The organism is Monashia sp. HAY1-11D (genome assembly GCF_056868035.1).
Map to the genome: position 1 here is coordinate 1,798,802 of NZ_CP200320.1, position 21,054 is coordinate 1,819,855.

Consider the following 21,054-nt stretch of genomic DNA (forward strand, 5'->3'; position numbering starts at 1 on the left):
GGTCGCTCATGCTCACTTGCCCTTCCCCTTGCCCTTGCCCTTGCCGTGGCCGGACGGCGTGGCCGGCGGCGCGATGTCCGTCGTGCTCGTGGTCGTCGCCCTCGTCGGCGTCGTGCTCGTGGGCCGGCTGGTCGTCGGCGTGGCCGGCGTGCGGGTGGCTGCGCCGTTCGCCGCCTCGGTGCTCGTGACGGCGGGCGTCGGTGGTGCCTGGTCGGGGGCCCGGCCGGCCCGGTCACCCAGGACGAAGGCACCCCAGGCGACGAGGGCGACGAGGGGGACGGCGAGCCAGGCCCATCGTGACCGGCGTCGGGGGCGCTCGCGGTCCTGGCGACGCGAGTGCCGGGGCGGGTCACCCCGCGGGGTGGCCGCCTCAGGCGGGCTGGCGAGGGCCGCCGCGGCTCCTGCTGCCGACGCCTCCGTGGGCGCGTGCATGGCGGTGAAGGCCCGGGTGGCGTCGAGCGCGGCCAGCGGCACCGTCGGGTCGGTGCCGGCGACCGGTGGCGGGGTGACGCCGGGCAGCGCCCCGAGCGGGACGCCGACGGCCGCGGCCACCTCGCCCGCGGAGCCGGGACGGTCCTCGGGCCGCTTGGCCAGGCACGCGACGACGATGTCGCGCAGGTCGCGTGGCACGGAGTCGGGCAGCGGCGGGGGCGGGTCGTTGACCTGGGCCAGGGCCGTCGCGACCGGGGTGCCCATGTCGAACGGCTTGCGGCCGGTCAGCATCTCGTGGGCCACGATGCCGAGGGAGTAGATGTCGCTCGCGGCGGTCGCCGGCTCGCCCGTCGCCTGCTCGGGGCTGATGTAGTCGGGTGTGCCGAGCACCTCACCGGCGCGCGTGTGCCCCGAGCCGTTGCCGATGCGCGCGATGCCGAAGTCGGTGAGCTTCGCCTGGCCCTCGGCGGTGACGATGATGTTGGCCGGCTTGACGTCACGGTGCACGACGCCGGCCTCGTGCGCGGCCGACAGGGCGAGGGCCGCCTGGCCGAGGATGGAGCGGACCTGCTCGGGCGCCAGGCCACCGTCGCTGTCGCGGATCAGCTCGCCGAGGGTGCGTCCCGGGACGAGCTCCATGACGAGGTAGGAGACGTCGTCCTCCTCGCCGTAGTCGTACACCGCGGCGATGTTCGGGTGGTGCAGGGCGGCGCTGCCGCGCGCCTCGTCGCGAAACCGGTCGGCGAACGTCGTGTCCTCCGGGTCGGCCGGGCGCAGCACCTTGACCGCGACCGGCCGTTGCAGGACGCGGTCCGTGGCCTCCCACACGTCACCCATGCCGCCGGACGCGATGCTCGTGTCCAGCGTGTAGCGGTGGCCCAGCGCGTCGCCGGGCGCGAGGATCGTCATCGGCCGAGCACCGCCTCCATGACGTCCTTGGCGATCGGGGCGGCGACCCGTCCGCCACCGATCTCGCTGCCCGTCACGCCGCCGTCCTCGACGACGACCGCCACGGCGACCTTCGGGTCGTCGGCCGGGGCGAAGCTGATGAACCAGGCGTGCGGCGGCTTGCCCTTCTCGTGCTGGGCCGTCCCGGTCTTGCCGGCCACCCGGACGCCGTCGATCTGTGCCCGCGCGCCGCTGCCGTGGTCCACGACCGAGACCATCATCTTCGTCAGGATCGACGCCGTCTGCTCGGAGACCGCCTGCGAGAGCTCGGTCGGTTCCGGCGTCGAGGAGATGACGTCGAGGTTGGCGCTGCGGACCGAGTCGATGAGGTAGGGAGTCATGACGCGGCCCCCGTTGGCGATGCCGGCCGCGACCATCGCCATCTGGAGCGGCGTCGTCTTGACGTCGTACTGGCCGATGGCCGCCTGCGCCGACTGCGGCTCGTTCATGTCGGCCGGGACCGAGCTCGTCGCGACGCGCAGCGGCACCTGGAGGGAGTCGCCGAAGCCGAACTTGGCCGCCTGGGCGCGCAGCTTCTCGGCGCCGAGCTCGAGACCGAGCGAGCCGAAGGCCGTGTTGCACGAGATCTCGAGCGCGTGGATGAGCGTGGTCTCGTTGTTCGGGCCGCACGGCTGACCGGTCTCGTTCGGCAGGTTGGTGCTCGTCAACGGCAGGTCGAGCTCGGCGGGACCCGGCACCTTCGAGTTCTCGTCCGTGGCCACCCCGTTCTCGAGGGCCGCGGCCGCGGTGACGACCTTGAACGTCGAGCCGGGCGGGTAGAGGCTGCTCACCGCACGGTTGACGTAGCTCTTGTCGGCGTCGCTCGCCAGGCGCTGCCATGCCTTGGAGGCCTTGGTCAGGTCGTGGCTCGACAGCGGGTTGGGGTCGTACTGCGGGTGGCTGACCATCGCCAGGATCGCGCCGGTCTTCGGGTCGAGCGCGACGACGGCGCCCTTGCTCTTGCCGAGCGCGTCGTCGGCGGCCTTCTGCGCCTTGGGGTCGATGGTCAGCTCGAGCGTCGCGCCGGCGGTCTTGCGCCCCGTGATGAGGTCGGTGACGCGGCGGACGAAGAGGGTGTCGGAGTCGCCCGAGAGCAGGTCGTCGGACGCGTGCTCGAGACCGTACGGCGCGCCGACGACGTAGGAGTAGAAGCCGGTGATCTGCGCGTACAGGTCGCCCTGGGGGTACTGGCGCAGGAACTTGTACTGGTCGTCGACGGGGACCGACTTCGCGACGGCCTCGCCGCCGACGACGATCGACCCGCGCTCGCGCGAGTAGCTGTCGAGCAGCGTCCGCTTGTTGGCCGCCATCGCCCCGAGCGACTTGGCCTGGACGAACTGGATCAGCGTCGAGGAGACGAGCAGTGCCGCGAACAGTGCCGCCATGAGCAGGGACAGGCGTCGGATCGGGGTGTTCACGGCATCCTCACCACCTGGGTGACCTCGGCCGGTGCGGGCTCGTCGGCCGCGACGCCGACCGGCATCTCCGGCATCGGGCGGCGGGCCTGGTCCGAGATGCGCAGCAGCAGCGCGGTGATGACCCAGTTGGCGAGCAGCGAGGAACCACCGAGGGACATGAACGGCGTCGTCAGGCCGGTCAGCGGGATGACGCGGGTGACGCCGCCGATGACGATGAAGACCTGGAACGCGACGGAGAACGCGAGCCCGATCGCGAGCAGCTTGCCGAAGCCGTCGCGGACCCCGAGGGCGGTGCGAACGCCGCGCTCGCAGAAGAGGATGTAGAGGACGAGGATGGCGAGCGTGCCGAAGAGGCCGAGCTCCTCGCCGAGGCTGGGGAAGATGAAGTCGCTCTCGGCGAACGAGGTCAGCCACGGCCGTCCTGCACCGAGCCCGGTGCCGGTGAGGCCACCGGCAGCCATGCCCCACACGCCGTTGGCCAGCTGGTTCGACAGCTCGAGGTTCTGCGACGAGAACGGGTCCATCCAGAGGTCGACGCGCTTCTGGAAGTGCGAGAACGCCGAGAGCGCGAACGCCACCGCCGCCGCGAACAGGAGCAGGCCGATGGCGATCCACGACGTGCGCTCGGTCGCGACGTAGAGCATCGCGACGAAGAGCCCGAAGAAGAGCAGCGCCGAACCGAGGTCCTTCTCGAAGACGAGGATGAGCAGCGCCAGCACCCAGGCCACGAGGATGGGGCCGAGGTCGCGACCGCGCGGGAAGGTGAACCCGAGGACCTTCCGGCCCGCCAGCGAGAGCACGTCGCGGGTCTGGACGAGGTAGCCGGCGAAGAAGACGGCGAGGGCGATCTTGGCGAACTCGCCGGGCTGGAAGTTCATCGGCCCGATGGAGATCCAGATCTGCGAGCCGTTGATCGACCGCCCGAGCCCCGGCACGAGCGGCGACAGCAGCAGCACGAAGCCGGCCGCCATCGACACGTAGGTGTAGCGGCGCAGGAGGCGGTGGTCGCGCAGCACGATGATGACGGCGACGGCGAGGACGACGGCGAAGGTCGTCCAGATGATCTGGCGGTAGGCGTCACCGTCGGTGCCGAGCTTGTCGCGGGCCAGGTCGAGCCGGTGGATCATGACGAGGCCGAGGCCGTTGAGGACCGTCACGATGGGCAGCAGCACCGGGTCGGCGTAGGCGGCCTTCCACCGCAGGACGAGGTGCACGGCCAGGGCCAGCACCGTGAACCCGCCGGCCACCGGGATGATGTTGGCCGGCACCGTGCCGTTGCGGTTGAGGTCGGTGGTGACCCACGCCAGCAGCACGATGCCGACGGCGAGAACGAGCAGTCCCAGCTCGGCGTTGCGGCGGGTGCGGGGGGTCAGTGGCTCGACGGTCGTCGTCATGCCGGCACCCCCGTCGTCACCGCCGCGGACCACATCGCCGGCGGCGCGGACGAGGCCGGCAGCGCCGCAGGCTTCGCGGTCGTCGACGGACGCGGCGCCGGCGTCGACGGGTGCGGCGTCGTCGGCGTGGGCGTCGTCGGGGTGGAGGTGCTCGGCGTCGGTGTCGGTGTCGGTGTCGTCGTCGGCGTCGGCTGCGGGGTGGTGCCGCACGGCGTGCCGGTGACGGCCAGGTGCTGGCAGCGCATCGCCTCGCCGCGGAGGCGGTCGACCTTGCCCTCGGCGTCGCCGAGGTCGCGGGCCGGGATGGTGTTGTCGATCGAGCCCTGCACGTCGGCGGGAAGGTCGCTGACGCGCACCTCGGACTCGCTCTCGACGCGGGACAGGGCGATGGGGCCGAGCTGGCCGAGACGCCACGGAAGATCGCGACGTGCCCGTTGCTCACCGCGACGTAGAACTGCTTCTGCGACCACGCGTACGCCGCGTACCCGCCGCCGCACAGGATCGCCGCGACGACGAGGACGCCGATGAGCCGACGCACGACCTTGGCACGGCGCGAGCGCGTCGGGCCCTCGGCGAGCTCGACGCCGGACTCGTCGTCGTGGTCGGCCCGGCCGGTGGCGGCCCGGGAGAGCGCGGCGGCCTTCTCGGCGGGGGACGTCGGGATGGCACGCGTGCGGTTCGGCAGCCGCCTGGCCGCCGCGCCGACGACCTGCGGGACGGTGACCGGCAGGTCGTCGCCGTCGGCGTCGACGACCTCGGCGACGATGACGGTGACGTTGTCGCGCGTGCTGGCCTTGAGGGCCACCTCGATGCACCGGTCGGCGGCGTCGTCGGGGGTGCGGGCCTCGCGGAGGATCTCCTCGATGACGTCGGCGCCGACGAAGTCGGACAGGCCGTCGGAGCACAGCAGGAAGCGGTCGCCGATCTTGGCCTCGCGCAGCGACGTGTCGGGCTCGTCGTCGGGCTGGCCGGTCATGACGCGGGTGACGACGGAGCGCTGCGGGTGGGTGCCGGCCTCCTCGCGGGAGATGCGGCCCTCGTCGATGAGCTGCTGCACGAAGGAGTGGTCCTTCGTGATCTGCGAGAACGTGTCGCCGCGGAGCATGAACGCGCGCGAGTCACCGATGTGGGCCATCGCCAGCTTGTTGCCGGTGCGCAGCATGACGATCGTCGTCGAGCCCATGCCGGTGAGGTCGGAGTTCTCGCGCATGGCCCGCGTCAGCTTGGCGTTGGCCGAGTGCAGCGCCTCCTCGAGCAGCGGCACGGCCTGGTCGGCGGTGACGTCCTCCTCGTCGAGGGGCGCCAGCTCGCCGACGATCATCGAGCTGGCGACGTCGCCCGCGGCGTGCCCGCCCATGCCGTCGGCGAGGACGAGCAGGTTGGGGCCGGCGTAGCCGGAGTCCTCGTTCCGGGACTTGGGTCCCAGACCGAGGTCGGAGCGCGCGGCGTAGCGCAGGGCGATGGCCATCCGGTCAGCCCCGCAGCTCGAGGACCGTCTTGCCGATGCGCAGGGTCGTGCCGACCTCGACCTGCCGCGTGCCGGTCAGCTTGTCGCGGCCGATGAACGTGCCGTTGGTCGAGCCGAGGTCCTCGACGAGCCAGCCGTCGCGGGCCGGGTCGGGGTAGATGCGGCAGTGCCGGCCCGACGCGTAGTCGTCGTCGAGGACGAGCGCGCACTCGGGGTTGCGGCCGATGAGGATGCCGCTGCTGCGCAGCGGCAACGACGTGCCGGCGAGCGGGCCCTCGGTGACGACGAGGGTGGTCGGCACGGTCTTGCGACCCCGGGCCCGGCGCGACGCACCGCCCGCTCCCCCTGTGCCCCCGGCGCCGGCGGCTGCCGCGGCGCTCCCGGCCGCGCTGACGCCGGCCGCTCCGGCCGCTGCGCCACCGACGGCGGCGGGCTGGGGCCTGGCCCGCGCCCGCTCCTTCTCTTGCGCCTTCTCCTGGGCCTTGAGCGCCTTGCGCTGGGTCCGGCGGCTCACCGACGTGCCGTAGATGTCGGTACGGAGCACCCCGACGACGCTGAAGACGAGGATCCACAGCAGCGCGAGCAGACCCAGCCGCAGCAGGGTCAGGGTGAGTTCACTCATGCGTCACCATGGGTCGTCGGGAGGGTCGACACGGGGTCATCGCCGTCCGGCTCGGAAGATCGCGGTGGTGCGACCGAGGGTCAGGCGGTCGCCGTCCTGGAGGCGTTGGCTCGCGATGCGGTCGCCGTTGACGAAGGTGCCGTTCGTGGAGTTGAGGTCGCGGATCGAGGTGACGAGGTGGGGGCCGTCGGTCGTGACGCGGACCTCGCTGTGCCGGCGGGAGACGCCCGGGTCGTCGACGACGATGTCGGCCGAGTCGTCGCGGCCGAGCGTGGTCAGGGCCCCGAGCAGCGGGTACCGGTCGCCGTTGATGTCGAGCCACGGTCGGGCCGAGGGGTTGGTGCGCGCACCGGGGCGCTGCACCGGCGGCTCCTCGACCATGGTGCCGCTCGGCGTCTGCGGTCGGGGGCCCGGGGCGGCCTCGCGGGGAGCCGCGACCGCCCCGGCCCGCTTCGCGGTGGCGGGCCGGACGCGGAAGACGCCGGTCTCCAGGCCCTCGCCCTCGACGAGGTCGACCTCGAGCGGACCCCCGGGCTGGTAGCCCTGCGAGTCGGCGTGCTCCTGGGCCGCCGCGACGAGGTCGTCGGTGAGGTCGTCCTCGTAGTCGCCGAGGCGCTCGTAGTCGGTCGGGCTCAGCTCGATCGTGTAGAGGTTGGGGACCATCGCCCTGCCGTGGCCGACGATCGCGGCCCGGTCGTCCATGGCGCGCCGGATCGCCGAGGCGATCTCGACGGGCTGCACCTCGGACTTGAACGCCTTCGCGAAGGCGCCGTGGACTGCCTTGGCCAGACCGTGCTCGACACGGTTGATGAGTCCCACGCCGTCTCCTCCTTCGTGGTGAGCGCTTCCTGCCGGGCGCTTCATCGTAACCGGGTCGACCGTGCTGGCCCCCAACCGACGGGCGGTGGGTAGGGACGCGGGAGGGACCCGCCGGCCCTGCGGCGCGCGTGGTCGGTGGGTTTGATCGGTGGGTTTGATGTGTCACGGAAGCATGGGACTATCGCGTGGGGTCCGCCGGCGGGCCCCGGCACGCGGCAGGCCAGCAAGGAGCGCTCGATGAGCAACGACGAGACCGGAAACACCGAGGGCCAGGGGATCCCCGGCTTCTCCTCGAACAACCGGGTCCCCGGGGGGTTCACGCTGCCCATCCCCGTCGTGACGGGCCAGCAGGACGAGCAGCCCGCGAGCGACCCGTGGTCCTCCACGTGGGCCGACGACTCCTGGCAGTCGGAGGAGGCGGCGTCCGAGCAGACGCGCCCGGCCGACCTACCGACGGGCAACGCGTGGAGCGACCCCTACGCGGGCGGCGCTCCGGGTGGCTCGGGCGGTTCGGACGCCACGCCCGCGGGTGCGTCGAGCAGCGCCGCCGGTGACTTCTCCGCCTACGAGGGCGACTACACCACCTACGACTCCGCCCCCTCGGGCGGCTACACCGCGGGCGGCTCGGCGTCCTCGACGTCCTCGACGTCCTCGAACGGCTGGTCCTCGTGGGACTCCGGCAGCGGCACCACCGAGGCCGACGAGTCCACCCGCCACTGGCAGGCGCTCCAGCACAACGCCGAGGTCGCCGACGCCTCAGTGGAGGAGTACTCGGGCTGGGTGCCCGCCGGGTCGTCCTCGACGAGCGGTTCGGGGGCCTCGGGCGCCGGTGAGCGCACCGGACGCTTCACGACCGACCACACCGCGGCACGCGACGCGTACGCCTCCACCCCCACCGTCGACCCGGACGTCGCGGCGGCGGCCGAGGAGCTCGGACGCACCCACGACCTGACGCCCGTCGACCGGGCCGGCAGCTCGGACCGGCCCAGCGCCGACGACCTCATCACGGCCCGTTCGAAGGGTGAGCGGCAGAAGGTCAAGGCCAACCGGGGCCTGCGCAAGGCGTTCGGTCTGGGCCCCAGCGCCAAGGAGCTGCTCGAGCGCGACCGCATCGACCGCATCGCCCGGCCGCTCAACGGCCGCAAGACGATCATGGTCATCAACACCAAGGGCGGCGGCGGCAAGACGCTCGTCACCCTCATGCTGGCCAGCTACCTCGGCCGGTACCGCTCGGGCTCGGTCCTGGCCTGGGACAACAACGAGACCGAGGGCACCCTCGGCATGCGCGCCCCGTCGCAGAGCCACCACCGCACCGTCGTCGACCTCCTCGGCGCGCTACCGACGATCGCCGGCGACCCCAACGCCGGCACGTCCGAGCTCGAGCACTGGGTGCGCGAGCAGCGCGGCCTGTCCTTCGACGTCCTGGCCTCGGCCGACGACGACGAGGCGATGCGCATCATCGGCGAGCAGGAGTTCGAGGACCTCCACACGCAGCTGTCGCGGTTCTACCGGATGATCATCGTCGACACCGGCAACAACCGTCTCGCACCGAACTGGCTCGCCGCCGCCGCACGCGCGGACCTGCTCGTCTTCGCCACCTCGCTCAAGGACGACACGTCGGTCGTCGCGGCGAAGAACCTCGACGCGCTCGTCGCGATGGGCCGGGGGGACCTGGTCCGCAACGCCGTCTGCGTCATCTCGCACACGTCGGCCAAGGGCAACGACATCGGGGCCGGCGTCCACACCCGCGAGCACTTCGAGCAGTGGGTGCGGGCCGTCGTCGACATCCCCTACGACCCGATGCTCGCGCCGGGCCTGCACCTGGACCCGCTGAAGATCAACAAGAAGACGCACGACGCCTGCATGGAGATGGCCGCGGTCGTCGTCGACGGCCTATGACGTCCCGTCCGGCACGCCCGGTTTGGTGATCCGGTGGGCGATGCAGCACACTGTGTCCTTGTCACGCGCGAGTGGCGGAACGGCAGACGCGCTGTCTTCAGGTGGCAGTGTCCTTATGGGCGTGGGGGTTCAAATCCCCCCTCGCGCACGCGATGACGAAGGGCCCCAGTTCTCCGGAACCGGGGCCCTTTCGCACGTCGCCGAGTCGGGGCCCGTCGGGTGGTTCAAGCCCGAAGGCGGTGGGTATGTCCACGCGGTCGCTGCGCGGGGGCCGGCGACCTGTCCGGTCACGAACGTGAGTTCTCAGACGGGTCTGCGCCTCACTTACGATGAGTGCAGACGAAGGCCCCTGAGATGTCGAACGACGTGCACCTTCCGTCCGAAAGGCCCGGGTGCCATCTCCTATGAACCGTCTGCACGAAGGGTTCGTCCTCGGCGCACGCTACCGACTCGAGCGGCGCATCGCCTCCGGCGGCATGGCCGATGTCTGGGCGGGCTCCGACGACGTGCTCCAGCGGCACGTCGCGATCAAGGTCATGCGGCCCGACGCGGACCACGAGCGCCTCTTCGCGCTCCGCTTCCGTGATGAGGCGGTGCACTCGGCGGCGCTGATGCACACCAACATCGCGACCGTCTTCGACTACGGCGAGGACGACGGCCTGGCCTACCTCGTCATGGAGCTCGTCGACGGCGAGCCGCTGTCGAAGATCCTCGCCGAGCGAGCCCCGCTCGAACCCACCGAGGTGCGCTCGATCCTCGGCCAGGCGGCGCTCGCGCTCGGTGTCGCCCATGAGGCCCGGGTCGTGCACCGCGACGTCAAGCCCGCCAACATCCTCGTGCGTCCCGACGGCGTCGTGAAGCTGACGGACTTCGGCATCGCCCGCGCTCTCGACGCGTCCGGGCACACCCAGCACGGCGAGATGCTCGGCACGCCGAACTACATCAGCCCCGAGCAGGCGCTCGGTCATGCGGCCACCGGGTCGAGCGACCTGTACGCGCTCGGTGTCGTCGGCCACGAGATGCTCGCCGGCAGGCGCCCGTTCGACCGGGGCACCCCGATCGCGACGGCCCTGTCGCACGTCAACGAGCCGCCGCCGCCACTGCCCGACTCGGTGCCGCAGGACCTGCGCGACCTCATCGCCGACTGCCTCCAGAAGGACCCGGAGCTGCGCCCCCCGAACGCGGCAGCGTTCGCCTTCCGCCTCGGCCTCGGCGACCACGAGGTCGTCGGGCTGGCGCTCGGGCTGGCCCAGGCGATCACGGGTCAGGTCGTGGACCAGGAGCCCGAGCCCACGCAGGCGATGCCGACTCCGGTGGTCGCGCAGGACTGACGCGTCCGGGCCCCGGAACCTACGCTGGGGTGATGGCGACCCTGCCGCTGTTCCCGCTCGGGACCGTGCTCCTACCCGGAGCGCGTCTACCCCTGCAGATCTTCGAGCCGCGCTACGTCGCGCTGCTGCGTGACCTGCTCGCCGCGCAACAGCAGCGCTCGCCGGTCTTCGGCGTCGTCGCGATCCGCGAGGGCTACGAGGTCGGCGACGACGGCGTGGTGTCCCTGCACCCGGTGGGGTGCGGCGCCCTGCTGACCCAGGCGGCGGCGCTCGAGAACGAGCGGTTCTTCGTCGTGTCCGAGGGCACGCAGCGGTTCCGCCTCGACGCTGTGGACCCCTCGGCCGGGACTCCGTACGCGACGGGCGAGGTGACGTGGCTCGAGGAGGTCGAGGGCGATGCCGTCGCGGTGGCCGAGCTCGGGGCCCGGCTGCGCGCCGAGCTGCTCTCCTTCGCGACGACGGTCGGCGCGAAGGACCTCGACATGCCGGGCGACGACCGGCTGCTGTCCTACGCCGTGCCGCAGACCGTGAGCCTCGACGTCGGCGACCGCCAGCGCCTGCTCGAGTGCGTGGACACCGAGTCGCGGCTGCGTCTCGGGCTCGAGCTCGTGCGTCGCGAGAAGGAGTTCGCGGCGACGCTCGGGGCCGTGGCCAACCCGTCGGCACCGCCACCGAACCTCAACTGACGCCTCAGGCGAGCGCCGTCCACAGCTCGACGACGACCACCCAGGTCGCGAGGGCGCACCCGGCCACGAAGGTGAGGTTCCACAGGACGCGCGGCACGTGGGTCAGCTGGGCCAGGACGGCCGGGTCGCTGGCCGTCGAGCGGTCCGCGAGGACCGCGAGCAGGTGGCGCCACGCTCCGACGAGCAGCACGACGCCGAGCCCGACGAGCACGCGCGGTTGGAGGGTGTCGTCCCGCCACCACCACAGCCCCGCCGACCCGGCGATCACGACGACCATGACGACGACGGTCAGCGCCGAGCGCACGCGGAGCAGCGCGAACAGGAGCACGGCCAGGCCGGTGGTGACGAGGGGCGCCGACCAGCCGCGGCCGGCGGCCCAGACCATGAGTGCGCCGACGAGTGCAGGTGCCGGGTAGCCGGCCCACGTCGACGCGGCGCGACCGGGCCCGCGCGCCGGCCCCCGCGTCACGGCATGGCCGGACATGTCCCCGCGCAGGACGAACCCGGTGAAGCGGCGGCCGACGAGGACACCGACGACCGCGTGGCCGAGCTCGTGGACCAGGGTGACCACGAGTCGGACGACCCGCCACAGTGGTGCGACCGCCACGAGCAGGAGCGCGATGCCGAGCACGACGAGGATGCTCGTCGTGCCGATCGCGATGTCAGCGGCCGTCGGCACGACGCGGTCCCGGACGGCATCGAGGAGGTCCACGGACACGAGAACCTAGCCGACGCCGACGCCGATGCCGATGCCGATGCCGGGCCGGCCGGCATCCCGCGCCCGCGCCCACGCCCCGGGGTCGCCGACGTCCTCGCTCCGTCCGCGCGTCGCGTGGCCGGGCGGGCGGCCACGGGTGACCCCCGCGGCGCTCAGCATTGCTCCGCCTGACGAGCCACCCTGCCTGATGCGCCGGCTGGCTCACCTCGTGGAGCAATGCTGAGCGCCCGGGGTGTCCCGGTCCCGCTGCGGCGTGTCATCGCGCGTCCGACGACGCGACCTCCTCGACGCCGCGCGCGAGGCGCTCGATGTCGTCGGCGTTCGTGTACGGCGCAAGCCCCGCGCGCACGCCCCCGACCGCGCCGAGGCCGAGGTGGTGGCTGCACTCCCACGCGTAGAAGTGGCCGGCGGGCGCGTTGACACCGCGCTGGGCGAGGGCGAACCGGACATCCTGCGGGTCATGACCCTCGAGCGTGAACAGCAGGGTCGGCGTCCGACGCTTCGCGTTGCTCCACATCGTGAGCCCGGGCACCGCCCGCAGCCGCTGCTCGAGCACCGCGAGCAGGGCGTCCTCGTGCGCCTCGAGGGCGGCGAACGACGCGACGACCGCCTCACGACGCGTCCGCCCGCTCGACGCCGTCACCGTGGCCGCACCGTCGAGCGTCGCGAGGAAGTCGACCGCGGCCGTCGTGCCGGCGAGGAGCTCGTACGGCAGCGTGCCGAGCTCGAAGCGCTCCGGCACGGTGTCGGTGGACGGGACGAGCTTGGCGGGGCGCAGCGTCTCGAGCAGCTCGGGTCGGGCTGCGAGCGCGCCGAGGTGCGGCCCGAGGAACTTGTACGGCGAGCACACCCAGAAGTCCGCGCCGCTGGCCGGCACGTCGGTGGCCACGTGCGCCGTCGCGTGCACGCCGTCGACCCAGAGCAGGGCCCCGACCTCGTGCGCGACCTCGGCGACCGCCGGCACGTCGGGGCGCGTGCCGATGAGGTTCGACGCGGCGGTGACGGCCACGAGCCGGGTCCGGTCGCCGACGACGGCAGCGACGTCCGACACGTCCAGCTCGCCGGTGGCCGGGTCGAATTCGACCCAGCGGACCGTCGCACCGCGGGACTGCGCGGCCAGGACCCATGGGCGGACGTTCGCGTCGTGGTCGAGGCGGGAGACGACGACCTCGTCGCCCGGCCCCCACGACGCCGACAGGGTCCGCGCCAGGTGGAACGTCAGCTCGGTGGCGCTGCGACCGAAGACGATGCCGGAGGGGTCGGCGCCGAGCAGGTCGGCGACCGCCGCCCGCGCGGCGAGCACCACCGCGTCGGCCCGCCGCTCGGCCGCGGTCACGACGCCGCGGTTGGAGATCGCCGAGGTCATCGTGGCGGCGACCGCCTGGGCCACGACGTCCGGCGTCTGGGAGCCACCCGGGCCGTCGAAGTGGGCGGCGCCCTCGCGCAGGGCCGGGAAGTGCGCGCGGACGCGCTCGACGTCGTAGGGCATGCCCCGAGACTAGGCCGACCCCGGACGCCCGAGACCTCGAGCATCCGGGGCCGGCGTCTTCTCGGCCACGGGGGGCGTCAGTCGGTGACGCGTCCGTCCTCGAAGAGGCGCGGCACCCGGTGGTTCGCCACGAACCGGTTCTCCGGGTCGAACGCCGACCGGATCCCCTTGAGCTGCAACCAGGTCAGCTCGTCGAACGCCGACCGGGCGTCGGTCGGCTCCTCGGCGAAGTTGAGGTACGTCCGCCCGGACTCGAACGGGCGCATCGCCGTGACGAGGCGGTCCGCGTCGGTCCGGCCCCGGGCCGCGAGCTCCGGTGTCGCAGCGATGCCGACGGCGAACAGCGCATGGTCCGCGTCGAGGCTCGACAGCGCGCCGCCGCCCTCGACCGGCCGGGCCAGCGCCCCTCCGAGCTGCCGAAGCTCGGTGGACAGCAGCGACGTGCCCGAGTCGGGACCGGACTGCTCGAGCAGCGTGTCGACCGCCGCGTCGGTGAGGGTACCGAGCATCGTCGAGCCGGACACAGCCGGCGTCGGGCCCTCCGGGTCCATGTGGAGGCGGGGCAGCGCACGAGCCGGCACGCGGTCGAAGGTGTCGATCTCCGGGCCGAGGCCCCGCAGCAGCGACAGGACCGAGCGTGCATCCGCGTCGCAGCCGACGACGGCGCCGTCGACGACGACGAGCGACCGGCCCCGCAGCGGCTCGGGGATCGTCGGCAGCGGCGGCAGGTTGAGCAGCCGCAGCGACGTCGAGACGCAGTCGGGCGCATCGGAAGCCCAGTCGGCCCACCGGCGCACGACGCGGTCGGCGTGCCGCACGTCCCACACCAGCATGCCCGCGTACGCCGTCTCGATCGGGTGGAGGCGGAACTCGATCGCCGTGACGACGCCGAAGTTCCCGCCGCCACCACGCAGCGCCCAGAACAACTCGCGGTTCTCCGACGCGTCGGCGCGCACGTGCTCGCCGTCTGCGGTGACGAGCTCGACCGCCGTCACGCTGTTCGATGCCAGGCCGAGCTTGCGTGCGTACCAGCCGATCCCGCCGCCGAGCGTGTACCCGGCGATGCCGACGTCGGGCGAGCTCCCGTGCAGGGCGGCGAGCCCGTGGTCGGCGGCCGGCTCGGTGGCGTCGACCCAGATGGCGCCGCCTTCGACGCGTGCGACGCGTCGCACGGCGTCGACGGTGACGGCGCGCATCTCGTGCATCTTCACGAGGACGACGTCCTCGAGGCCGTGCGCGACGAGCGGGCCGGCGTTGTGGCCGGTGCTCTGGGCCGCGACGCGGAGGCCGTCGGCTGCGGCCGCACGGACGGCGGTCTGCACGTCGGCGACGGTGCGCGGGACGACGACCGCGGCCGGACGCTGGTCGACGGCGACGTTCCAGGGCAGCCGGGCCGCGTCGTAGCCGGCGTCGCCCGGCAGGTGGACGGGAAGCTGGACCGCACCCGGGCGCAGCTCGGCGAGGCTCGTGGCTCGCGCGACGTCCGCGGCTGGGGTGGTGATGTCGATGGTCATGGTGTGGCTCCTCGATGTGGTGTCGGGTGCCCGCCCCGCGGGGTCGTGCGGGACGGGCATCGACGGGTCAGAGGCGCAGTCCCCGAGCCAGATACATCCCGAGCGAAAGGTCCGGGTTCGTCCCGTGCGTCGCGACACCGGGGACGGGCGCGCCGTCCCGGCCCCGGTGTCGGTGCCCGGGTGCATGCTGGGGTGATGGCAGACGACACGACGAAGACCGCGCACGACCTCCTCGTCGACGGCTTCGGCCGCATCGAGGAGGGCGTCCCCGCCGTCGTCGACGGGCTCTCCGTCGACGAGCTGCTCTGGCGTCCCGACGCCGACGCCAACCACGTCGCCTGGCTCGTGTGGCACCTCGCGCGCCAGCAGGACGACCAGGTGGCCCACGTCGCCGGCACCGACTCGGCCTGGCTCGGCGACGGCTGGATGGACCGCTTCGGCCTGCCCTACCCACCCGAGACCCACGGCTGGAGCATGAGCAGCGCCGACGTCGGGCGGTTCACCGTCGCCGACCCCGGCCTCTTCGCGGCCTACCAGGGCGCCGTCCACGAGCGCACCCTCCAGCTGCTCGACGGGCTCGACGCCGACCGCTACGCCGAGGTCATCGACCCTCGCTGGGACCCTCCCGTCACCGTGGGGGTGCGGATCGTGTCGGTCCTCGACGACGCCGCCAAGCACCTCGGGCAGGCCGAGTACGTGCGCGGGCTGATCCTGCGCCGGCGCTGAGACCGCGGTGGCCACGCCCCTCCCGCGCTGGCTCCGGACCGTCTACGCGGCGCCCAACGCGCTCTACGACCACGGGCTCGGGTGGGTCCTCGGCCACCGCTTCCTCAGGGTCGAGCACGTCGGGCGGCGCACCGGGCGCACGTACACGGCGGTCGTCGAGGCGCTGCAGTACGACCCGTCCACCGGGGAGGCCGTCGCCATGGCCGGGTACGGCCGCCGCGCCGACTGGTTCCGCAACGTCAGCGCCGCGGGTTCGGCGCGCGTCGAGTTCGCCCACGGTCCCCGGCCGGCGGCGGTCCGGGTGCTCGGCGTCGACGAGGCGGCGGACGTGCTCGCCGGGTACGAGCGTCGCCACACCCTCCTGCGCCCGGTCCTGCGTCCGTACCTCTCCTCGCTCGCCGGGTGGCGCTACGACGGCTCGCCGGCGGCGCGGCGTCGTCTCGTCGAGCAGCTGCCGTTCGTGTCGTTCAGCCCGGCGGGCGCCCCGCTCCGGGCCTCCGAGACGCGGCGGGGCTGACGGGGCGGCGCGCGACGCCGGCGTCGTGTGACACGGGCCACCTCCCTGGCGAGACGGCCGTGCGGCGTACAGGAAGGCATGTCATCCTCGACGGGATGACCAGCCCGACCGCGCACCTGCACGCCGTCGACGCACCGAGCGCCGGCGCCGTCGCGCTGCCCCGTTCGGGCGGCAGCCAGCCGGCGCGCGAACGGCACCGCCACCACGAGACGCACGAGTGGGTCCGCGCCCGCCGCCTGCGCCTCATCGCCCGGGGTCGACGCGTCCGCCTCGCGGCCACGGTGAGCGTCGTCTTCGCCCTCGTCGGCGTCAACCTCGCCAACCACCTGCTCGGCTGGGACACCATGTGGCTCGGCCCGGTCGGTGCCGTCGCGCTCATCGCGTTCGCCCGCTGGCAGGGTCTGACCTGGCACCAGCTCGGCCTCGCCCGCCGCACGCACGCCCGCGGCCTCCGCTGGGGCCTCGGCGTGATCGGCGTCGTCGGCCTCGTGTACCTCGTCGGGGTGCTCCTGCCCTCGACCCGCACCGCCTTCCTCGACGCGCGCTACCACCTGCCGCCGGCGTCGGCCCTGCTCACGGCGTTCGTCATGATCCCGCTCGGCACGGTGCTGCTCGAGGAGGTCGCCTTCCGGTCGGTGCTCTGGGGCATGCTGTCGCGGCACGCGCGGATGTGGCAGGTGCTCCTCGGCTCCTCGATGCTCTTCGGGCTCTGGCACGTGCTGCCGGCTGCCGCCTCGGCCACCGGCAACGCCGCCGTCGGCGAGGCGTTCGCGGCCTTCGGGCCCTGGGCCAAGGCGGCGGTGGTCGTCGGCACGGTCCTCTTCACGGCCTTCGGCGGCGTCGTCGCCGGCGAGCTGCGCCGCCGCAGCGGCAGCGTCCTGGCCAGCGTCGGCATGCACTGGGCCACCAACTCGCTCGGCGTGCTCTTCGGCGTCCTCGCCTGGCGACTCGCCGCCTGACGCGACCCCACCTGGCGGTCCCCGTGCGGCGGTCCGTGCCCGGCGGTCCCAGCGAGGCGCGTCCCCCGCAGGAGTGCGCCCTTGCCCCACGAGTGCGCCGTGCACGGCGCCCCTCTCGGGGAACCGCGCACTCCTGACGCCACCGAGCACCCGCTCGACGGCGGCCGGCGCGCGAGACCCGGGTGCGGCGCGTCCGTCGCACGACGCATACTCCGGACATGTCCTTCACGCTGCGTGCGGCCCGGTCCGAGGACTTCGCCCGGCTCGGTGACCTCACCGCCGCGGCCTACCTCGACGACGGCCTGCTCGACTTCGGCGCCGAGGACCCGTACCTCGAGCTGCTGCGGGACGTCGCCTCGCGCGCCGAGCACGCCGAGGTGCTCGTCGCCGTCGACCCCGGCGGCACCGTCCTCGGAGGGGTGACCTTCGTCGGGTCCCAGGGCCGGTACGCCGACATCGCCGGGCCCGACGAGGCGGAGTTCCGGATGCTGGCGGTGGCCCCGGAGGGCCGCGGCCGAGGCGTCGGCACCGCCCTCGTGCGCGAGTGCATCGACCGCTCGCGGGCTCTCGGGAGGCGTCGGGTCGTGCTGTCGACCCAGCCGGTGATGCACGCCGCGCACCGGATGTACGAACGGTTCGGGTTCGTCCGCGTGCCGGAGCGCGACTGGAACCCGATCGGCGACGTGCACCTGCTCGTCTACGCGCTCGAGCTCTGACCCCGCGCTGTGCCCGACCGGGCGGCGCCCGCCCGGTCGGCGCGCACCTGGGCGACGAGGCCGCGGACCGCCGTCACGATCGACGGGTCCAGGTCGACGTGCCGCTCGAGCAGGTCGAGCAGCGTCTCGGCCGCATCGGCGTTGCGCTCGTAGCCGGGCAGCAGGTCCGCGAGCGGCAGGACGTCCGGGCCGAAGCGCCGCTCGACCCCGCGGTCCACGGCGAAGGCGTCCTGGCGTGGACCGGTGCAGAGGCCGAGGTGGTCGAGGACGGTGACCCAGCGGTCGACGGCGTGGCCCTGGATGAAGCGGGTGGCCGTGAGGCGCTCGCCGCGCAGGTCGCGGTGCAGGCCCACGTAGAGGTTGCTCACCGCCTCGCCGACCTCGTGGTCGAGACAGGGCGGCTGCGGCACCGGCACCCTGGGCACGTCGAGGCCGGCCGGCGCGTCGACCCGGCTCCAGTGCAGGCGGCCCGGCGGGTAGCCCGCGGTGTCCATCGCGGCGAGCGGGAAGACGGCGTACTCGGCGAAGAGCCCGTCGGCGAGCAGGGCCTTGCGGCCGGCGTCGCTGTTCTCGAACGACCACACGACCGGCTGCGCCGCCTCCAGCCAGTCGATGCCCGCGAGGTACCGGTCGCGGGCCGCCTCGTCGTCGACGACGACGAAGAAGTCGGCGTCGGAGTGCTCGTCGATGCGTTGCAGGTCGCGACCGACCGACCCGAGGCAGAGCAGCGCCAGCGCGTCACCGCGCGCCGCGAGGACGGCGCCGAGTCGGTCGAGGAAGGCCAGGAGGCGCTCCCGCATCGGGGCCGAGGGATCGTCACACCCGGCGGCGTGCGGTGGGGCCGCGTCCGCGGTGGTGGCGGCTGCGGCATGGGGTGTGGGTGGGCTGTCGGACGTCATGGCGTCGCTCCTGGGGACCGTGGCGGTGGGGAGTCGACGTTTCAGCCCGCCCGGACAGCCGTCGGGGTCGCGACGCGATCACGGTACGTGCGGGCCGGGTGCCTGTCGAGACCCCACACGGCCGTGGGAGGGTGGATGGCGTGCCGGTGACGATCGACGACGTGAGAGCCGTCGCGGAGCAGCTGCCGAGGTCGTACGAGGTGCTCGTGCGCGACCGCGTCAAGTTCCGCGTCGGACGCATCGTGTGGCTCGCCTTCTCCGCCGACGAGACGCAGATGGGCTTCGCGTTCCCGCGCGACGAGCGTGACGTGCTCGTCGCCAGCGAGCCCGACGTGTTCCTCATGCCCCGCCGCAGCGACCTCCGCTTCAACTGGGTCGAGGTGCGCCTCGAGGCCCTCGACGTCGACCGGATGCGCGAGATCGTCATCGACGCCTGGCGGTTCGTCGTGCCGAAGACCGTCGCGCTCGCGTACAGCGCCGAGGGCTAGGCTCCCGTGTCCCGGCCGCGGCGCAGGGCGCGGCGGCGGGCGTCCGCGTGGGCGTCGCGGAGGAGGCGGAGGACGAGCTCGGTCGTCCGGGTCCCGGGCGTCACGACGGCGACCCAGCCGAGCGAACCGTACACGGGGTGCGGCAGGACGAGGTCCGCGGCGGCGTGGTCGGCGGCCGCTCGGGCCTCCGCGGGGCGCTCACCGAAGGCCCGGGGGCTCTGGCCCACGAGGCGTTCGAACACCCGCGCGCCGACGTGCACGTTGAGGCGCCACCGGTCCGGTGGGTCGAGGCGTGACGTCGCGTCGTCGGGGTAGTCCTTGGTGACGATCGTCGCGAAGGGCTGGGTGGCCGGGAGCCGGCCGTCCGGTGCGTAGTAGATGAAGTGGTCACCCCAGGCGATCTCGGGGAACGCGCTGCCCGGCCCGGGCGACAGCACGAGCACGCCGTCGAGCGACCTGACCACGTCGAGGATCTCGTTCATACTCATGGGTGAAGTGTCATCTTGAAGTGCTTGTGGAGGGTTCGTGAGCGAGCGAGTTCCGAGTCCCGATGCTCGGATGCCGGGGCCGCCCTCGACGCCGGTGTCGACCCCGTTGTCGACGCGCGCGGTCGCGGACGCGTCCGGCTACTCGGCCCAACAGGTGCGGGTCCTCGAGGGGCTCGGAGTCCTGCCGCCGGCGGAACGAGCACCCAACGGGTACAGGCTGTTCCGCACCGACCACGTCGTGGCCCTGCAGGCCTACCGGCGGCTCGCCGAGGCGGTCGGCCCCGTGGTGGCGCGCCGGGTGCTGGCCGAGGTGCGGACACTCCCGCTCGACGAGGCGGTGGCCCGCATCAGCGCCCTGCACGTCGGCCTGGCGCGCCAGCGGGAGGAGGCACTCGCGGCCCAACGCGCCCTGACGCTCGTCCGGGCTGAGAGCGGGGACACCGACCTGCCCGATGACGCCCTGACCATCACCCAGCTCGCCCAGGCCCTCGGCGTGCGGGCGTCGACGCTGCGCTTCTGGGAACGGGAGGGGCTCGTCGCGCCCGAACGCGTGGGATCGGGCCCGGTCCGCGGCCGCCGCTACCCACCGGCGGCGGTCCGCGAGGCGCGCGTCGCCGCCGCCCTGCGGTCGGCGGGGCACCCGGTCCCGGCGGTCCGGGCGGTCGTGGCGTCGCTGCGTCGCCTCGCCGGAGCCGAGCTGGAACCGGACGTGGAGCCGCAGGCGGGCCCGGCGACGGAGCTCGACGAGGCATCCGGCGGTGCCGGCGGCGGGGGTCGGCCGGTCACGGCCCGACTCGACCCGGATGCCGCGCTCCAGCGGCACCTCGACGGCATCGCCCGACGGACGCTCGCCCTCGTCGCGGCCGGCGCCGACGTCGTCCGACTCCTCGGTGACGAGACACGCGAGCCGGGCCACTGACGAAAGCCCCACGGCGCCGCCGAAGGCACGACCGGAGGGCCCCCGCCCCCACCCGGCCACGTCATGTGGCCGCCCCAGGTGGTCCGGCGTCTGGCCTCGGGTGGCGAGGTGGACAGGTGGTGAGGTGGTCAGGTGGTGAGGTGGTCAGGTGGTGAGGCGGAAGGCCCGGGGACGACTGGGCCCCATCTCGGCGGGGCTGCGCTCGACGCAGAACTCGTGGCCCTCGGGGTCGGCCATGGTCACCCAGCCGGGGCCCTCCGCCGTCCGGTGGTCGCCGACGACCGTGGCCCCGAGGACGAGCGCGCGCTCGACCCACCCGTCCCGAGTGCCCTCGTGGGGGGCGAGGTCGAGGTGGACGCGGTTCTTGGCCGTCTTGCCCTCGGGCACCGGGATGAACAACAGACCGAGGCCGTGGTTGGGGTACGCCGGCGCGACGACGACCTCGGGGTCGTCGTCGTAGTAGACGTTCCAGCCGAGCAGCTCGGACCAGAATGCCGCGAGGCCGCGCGCATCGGCGCAGTCGAAGGTCACGTTGTGGATGTGCATCGTCATGGTGTCAGCGTCCGACCGTGTCGCGCTGCGGGGCAAGCGGGTTCCCCACCCG

22 protein-coding genes and 1 tRNA gene are annotated in these 21,054 nt (G+C 73.4%); 10 read left to right on the top strand and 13 right to left on the bottom strand.

What is annotated here, in order from left to right; genetic code table 11:
• Window positions 1-12: 12 nt before the first annotated feature.
• From AC1VM9_RS08250 to AC1VM9_RS08275, 6 genes are read right to left on the bottom strand one after another with little or no spacing between them, the layout of a single operon-like run.
• Window positions 13-1,341 (bottom strand): serine/threonine-protein kinase, encoded by a 1,329-nt coding sequence (locus AC1VM9_RS08250; protein ID WP_483122283.1) that lies wholly within the window; start codon window positions 1,339-1,341, stop codon window positions 13-15.
• Entirely contained in the window at window positions 1,338-2,798 is a 1,461-nt protein-coding gene (locus AC1VM9_RS08255) for a peptidoglycan D,D-transpeptidase FtsI family protein (RefSeq protein ID WP_483122284.1), read from the bottom strand. Before AC1VM9_RS08255 ends, AC1VM9_RS08250 begins: the two co-directional genes overlap by 4 nt.
• Window positions 2,795-4,192, bottom strand: a complete 1,398-nt coding sequence (locus AC1VM9_RS08260) for an FtsW/RodA/SpoVE family cell cycle protein (RefSeq protein WP_481343017.1) — start codon at window positions 4,190-4,192, stop codon at window positions 2,795-2,797. The genes AC1VM9_RS08255 and AC1VM9_RS08260 overlap by 4 nt, the downstream gene beginning before the upstream one ends.
• A gap of 16 nt (window positions 4,193-4,208) precedes the next feature.
• Window positions 4,209-5,660 carry a PP2C family protein-serine/threonine phosphatase gene (locus AC1VM9_RS08265; protein ID WP_483122285.1) on the bottom strand — a complete coding sequence of 484 codons (1,452 nt, stop codon included), beginning with the start codon at window positions 5,658-5,660 and terminating at the stop codon, window positions 4,209-4,211.
• Window positions 5,661-5,664: 4 nt separating this feature from the next.
• Window positions 5,665-6,282 (bottom strand): FHA domain-containing protein FhaB/FipA, encoded by a 618-nt coding sequence (locus AC1VM9_RS08270; RefSeq protein ID WP_483122287.1) that lies wholly within the window; start codon window positions 6,280-6,282, stop codon window positions 5,665-5,667.
• A gap of 36 nt (window positions 6,283-6,318) precedes the next feature.
• Window positions 6,319-7,101: an FhaA domain-containing protein gene (locus AC1VM9_RS08275; RefSeq protein ID WP_481343014.1), complete on the bottom strand. Its 783-nt coding sequence runs from the start codon at window positions 7,099-7,101 to the stop codon at window positions 6,319-6,321.
• A gap of 237 nt (window positions 7,102-7,338) precedes the next feature.
• On the opposite strand from AC1VM9_RS08275, the gene AC1VM9_RS08280 reads away from it, so the two are divergent.
• From AC1VM9_RS08280 to AC1VM9_RS08295, 4 genes are all read left to right on the top strand, one after another.
• Window positions 7,339-9,000, top strand: a complete 1,662-nt coding sequence (locus AC1VM9_RS08280; RefSeq protein ID WP_483122290.1) for a MinD/ParA family ATP-binding protein — start codon at window positions 7,339-7,341, stop codon at window positions 8,998-9,000.
• 65 nt (window positions 9,001-9,065) lie between these two features.
• Window positions 9,066-9,148 (top strand) — tRNA-Leu (locus AC1VM9_RS08285).
• Between the two features lie 256 nt (window positions 9,149-9,404).
• Entirely contained in the window at window positions 9,405-10,331 is a 927-nt protein-coding gene (locus tag AC1VM9_RS08290; protein ID WP_481347016.1) for a serine/threonine-protein kinase, read from the top strand.
• A gap of 32 nt (window positions 10,332-10,363) precedes the next feature.
• On the top strand, window positions 10,364-11,017 hold the full coding sequence (locus AC1VM9_RS08295) for an LON peptidase substrate-binding domain-containing protein (RefSeq protein WP_481347017.1): 654 nt from the start codon (window positions 10,364-10,366) through the stop codon (window positions 11,015-11,017).
• A gap of 4 nt (window positions 11,018-11,021) precedes the next feature.
• On the opposite strand, the gene AC1VM9_RS08300 is transcribed toward AC1VM9_RS08295, so the two are convergent.
• The 4 genes from AC1VM9_RS08300 to AC1VM9_RS08315 form a co-directional block, all read right to left on the bottom strand.
• On the bottom strand, window positions 11,022-11,735 hold the full coding sequence (locus AC1VM9_RS08300; RefSeq protein WP_483122292.1) for a M50 family metallopeptidase: 714 nt from the start codon (window positions 11,733-11,735) through the stop codon (window positions 11,022-11,024).
• Between the two features lie 6 nt (window positions 11,736-11,741).
• Window positions 11,742-11,894 carry a hypothetical protein gene (locus AC1VM9_RS08305; RefSeq protein ID WP_481347019.1) on the bottom strand — a complete coding sequence of 51 codons (153 nt, stop codon included), beginning with the start codon at window positions 11,892-11,894 and terminating at the stop codon, window positions 11,742-11,744.
• Between the two features lie 97 nt (window positions 11,895-11,991).
• The gene (locus AC1VM9_RS08310) at window positions 11,992-13,224 is read right to left on the bottom strand and encodes a cysteine desulfurase-like protein (RefSeq protein ID WP_481347020.1); all 1,233 of its coding nucleotides are present in this window, start codon (window positions 13,222-13,224) and stop codon (window positions 11,992-11,994) included.
• Between the two features lie 77 nt (window positions 13,225-13,301).
• Entirely contained in the window at window positions 13,302-14,738 is a 1,437-nt protein-coding gene (locus AC1VM9_RS08315) for an FAD-binding oxidoreductase (RefSeq protein WP_481347021.1), read from the bottom strand.
• A 195-nt stretch (window positions 14,739-14,933) separates the two neighbouring features.
• Here AC1VM9_RS08315 and AC1VM9_RS08320 point away from each other — a divergent pair, with 195 nt between their 5' ends.
• From AC1VM9_RS08320 to AC1VM9_RS08335, 4 genes are all read left to right on the top strand, one after another.
• Window positions 14,934-15,464 carry a mycothiol transferase gene (locus AC1VM9_RS08320; protein ID WP_481347022.1) on the top strand — a complete coding sequence of 177 codons (531 nt, stop codon included), beginning with the start codon at window positions 14,934-14,936 and terminating at the stop codon, window positions 15,462-15,464.
• A gap of 7 nt (window positions 15,465-15,471) precedes the next feature.
• Entirely contained in the window at window positions 15,472-15,981 is a 510-nt protein-coding gene (locus AC1VM9_RS08325; protein WP_483122295.1) for a nitroreductase family deazaflavin-dependent oxidoreductase, read from the top strand.
• A gap of 95 nt (window positions 15,982-16,076) precedes the next feature.
• On the top strand, window positions 16,077-16,940 hold the full coding sequence (locus tag AC1VM9_RS08330; RefSeq protein ID WP_481343095.1) for a CPBP family intramembrane glutamic endopeptidase: 864 nt from the start codon (window positions 16,077-16,079) through the stop codon (window positions 16,938-16,940).
• Window positions 16,941-17,122: 182 nt separating this feature from the next.
• The gene (locus AC1VM9_RS08335) at window positions 17,123-17,656 is read left to right on the top strand and encodes a GNAT family N-acetyltransferase (RefSeq protein WP_481347023.1); all 534 of its coding nucleotides are present in this window, start codon (window positions 17,123-17,125) and stop codon (window positions 17,654-17,656) included.
• Here the strand turns inward: AC1VM9_RS08335 and AC1VM9_RS08340 are convergent.
• Complete coding sequence (locus AC1VM9_RS08340) at window positions 17,638-18,555, bottom strand: hypothetical protein (RefSeq protein ID WP_483122296.1); 918 nt, start codon at window positions 18,553-18,555, stop codon at window positions 17,638-17,640. The two genes, AC1VM9_RS08335 and AC1VM9_RS08340, sit on opposite strands and share 19 nt — an antisense overlap.
• Before the next feature lie 140 nt (window positions 18,556-18,695).
• On the opposite strand from AC1VM9_RS08340, the gene AC1VM9_RS08345 reads away from it, so the two are divergent.
• Entirely contained in the window at window positions 18,696-19,043 is a 348-nt protein-coding gene (locus AC1VM9_RS08345; protein ID WP_483122297.1) for an MmcQ/YjbR family DNA-binding protein, read from the top strand.
• Here AC1VM9_RS08345 and AC1VM9_RS08350 read toward each other — a convergent pair.
• Complete coding sequence (locus AC1VM9_RS08350) at window positions 19,040-19,531, bottom strand: DUF6194 family protein (protein WP_483122299.1); 492 nt, start codon at window positions 19,529-19,531, stop codon at window positions 19,040-19,042. The two genes, AC1VM9_RS08345 and AC1VM9_RS08350, sit on opposite strands and share 4 nt — an antisense overlap.
• 37 nt (window positions 19,532-19,568) lie before the next feature.
• On the opposite strand from AC1VM9_RS08350, the gene AC1VM9_RS08355 reads away from it, so the two are divergent.
• Window positions 19,569-20,450 (top strand): MerR family transcriptional regulator, encoded by an 882-nt coding sequence (locus AC1VM9_RS08355; RefSeq protein ID WP_481347374.1) that lies wholly within the window; start codon window positions 19,569-19,571, stop codon window positions 20,448-20,450.
• A 144-nt stretch (window positions 20,451-20,594) separates the two neighbouring features.
• Here the strand turns inward: AC1VM9_RS08355 and AC1VM9_RS08360 are convergent, their stop codons facing one another.
• Window positions 20,595-21,002 (bottom strand): VOC family protein, encoded by a 408-nt coding sequence (locus AC1VM9_RS08360; RefSeq protein WP_481347373.1) that lies wholly within the window; start codon window positions 21,000-21,002, stop codon window positions 20,595-20,597.
• Window positions 21,003-21,054 lie beyond the last annotated feature (52 nt).

Bases quoted from the DNA above. Each gene is read 5' to 3' on its own strand.
- AC1VM9_RS08260 (WP_481343017.1), bottom strand. From the start codon at position 4,192: ATGACGACGACCGTCGAGCCACTGACCCCCCGCACCCGCCGCAACGCC.
- AC1VM9_RS08360 (WP_481347373.1), bottom strand. From the start codon at position 21,002: ATGACGATGCACATCCACAACGTGACCTTCGACTGCGCCGATGCGCGC.
- AC1VM9_RS08330 (WP_481343095.1), top strand. From the start codon at position 16,077: ATGACCAGCCCGACCGCGCACCTGCACGCCGTCGACGCACCGAGCGCC.
- AC1VM9_RS08290 (WP_481347016.1), top strand. From the start codon at position 9,405: ATGAACCGTCTGCACGAAGGGTTCGTCCTCGGCGCACGCTACCGACTC.
- AC1VM9_RS08310 (WP_481347020.1), bottom strand. From the start codon at position 13,224: ATGCCCTACGACGTCGAGCGCGTCCGCGCGCACTTCCCGGCCCTGCGC.
- AC1VM9_RS08320 (WP_481347022.1), top strand. From the start codon at position 14,934: ATGGCAGACGACACGACGAAGACCGCGCACGACCTCCTCGTCGACGGC.
- AC1VM9_RS08340 (WP_483122296.1), bottom strand. From the start codon at position 18,555: ATGACGTCCGACAGCCCACCCACACCCCATGCCGCAGCCGCCACCACC.
- AC1VM9_RS08265 (WP_483122285.1), bottom strand. From the start codon at position 5,660: ATGGCCATCGCCCTGCGCTACGCCGCGCGCTCCGACCTCGGTCTGGGA.
- AC1VM9_RS08280 (WP_483122290.1), top strand. From the start codon at position 7,339: ATGAGCAACGACGAGACCGGAAACACCGAGGGCCAGGGGATCCCCGGC.
- AC1VM9_RS08315 (WP_481347021.1), bottom strand. From the start codon at position 14,738: ATGACCATCGACATCACCACCCCAGCCGCGGACGTCGCGCGAGCCACG.
- AC1VM9_RS08250 (WP_483122283.1), bottom strand. From the start codon at position 1,341: ATGACGATCCTCGCGCCCGGCGACGCGCTGGGCCACCGCTACACGCTG.
- AC1VM9_RS08270 (WP_483122287.1), bottom strand. From the start codon at position 6,282: ATGAGTGAACTCACCCTGACCCTGCTGCGGCTGGGTCTGCTCGCGCTG.
- AC1VM9_RS08305 (WP_481347019.1), bottom strand. From the start codon at position 11,894: ATGCTGAGCGCCGCGGGGGTCACCCGTGGCCGCCCGCCCGGCCACGCG.
- AC1VM9_RS08295 (WP_481347017.1), top strand. From the start codon at position 10,364: ATGGCGACCCTGCCGCTGTTCCCGCTCGGGACCGTGCTCCTACCCGGA.
- AC1VM9_RS08350 (WP_483122299.1), bottom strand. From the start codon at position 19,531: ATGAGTATGAACGAGATCCTCGACGTGGTCAGGTCGCTCGACGGCGTG.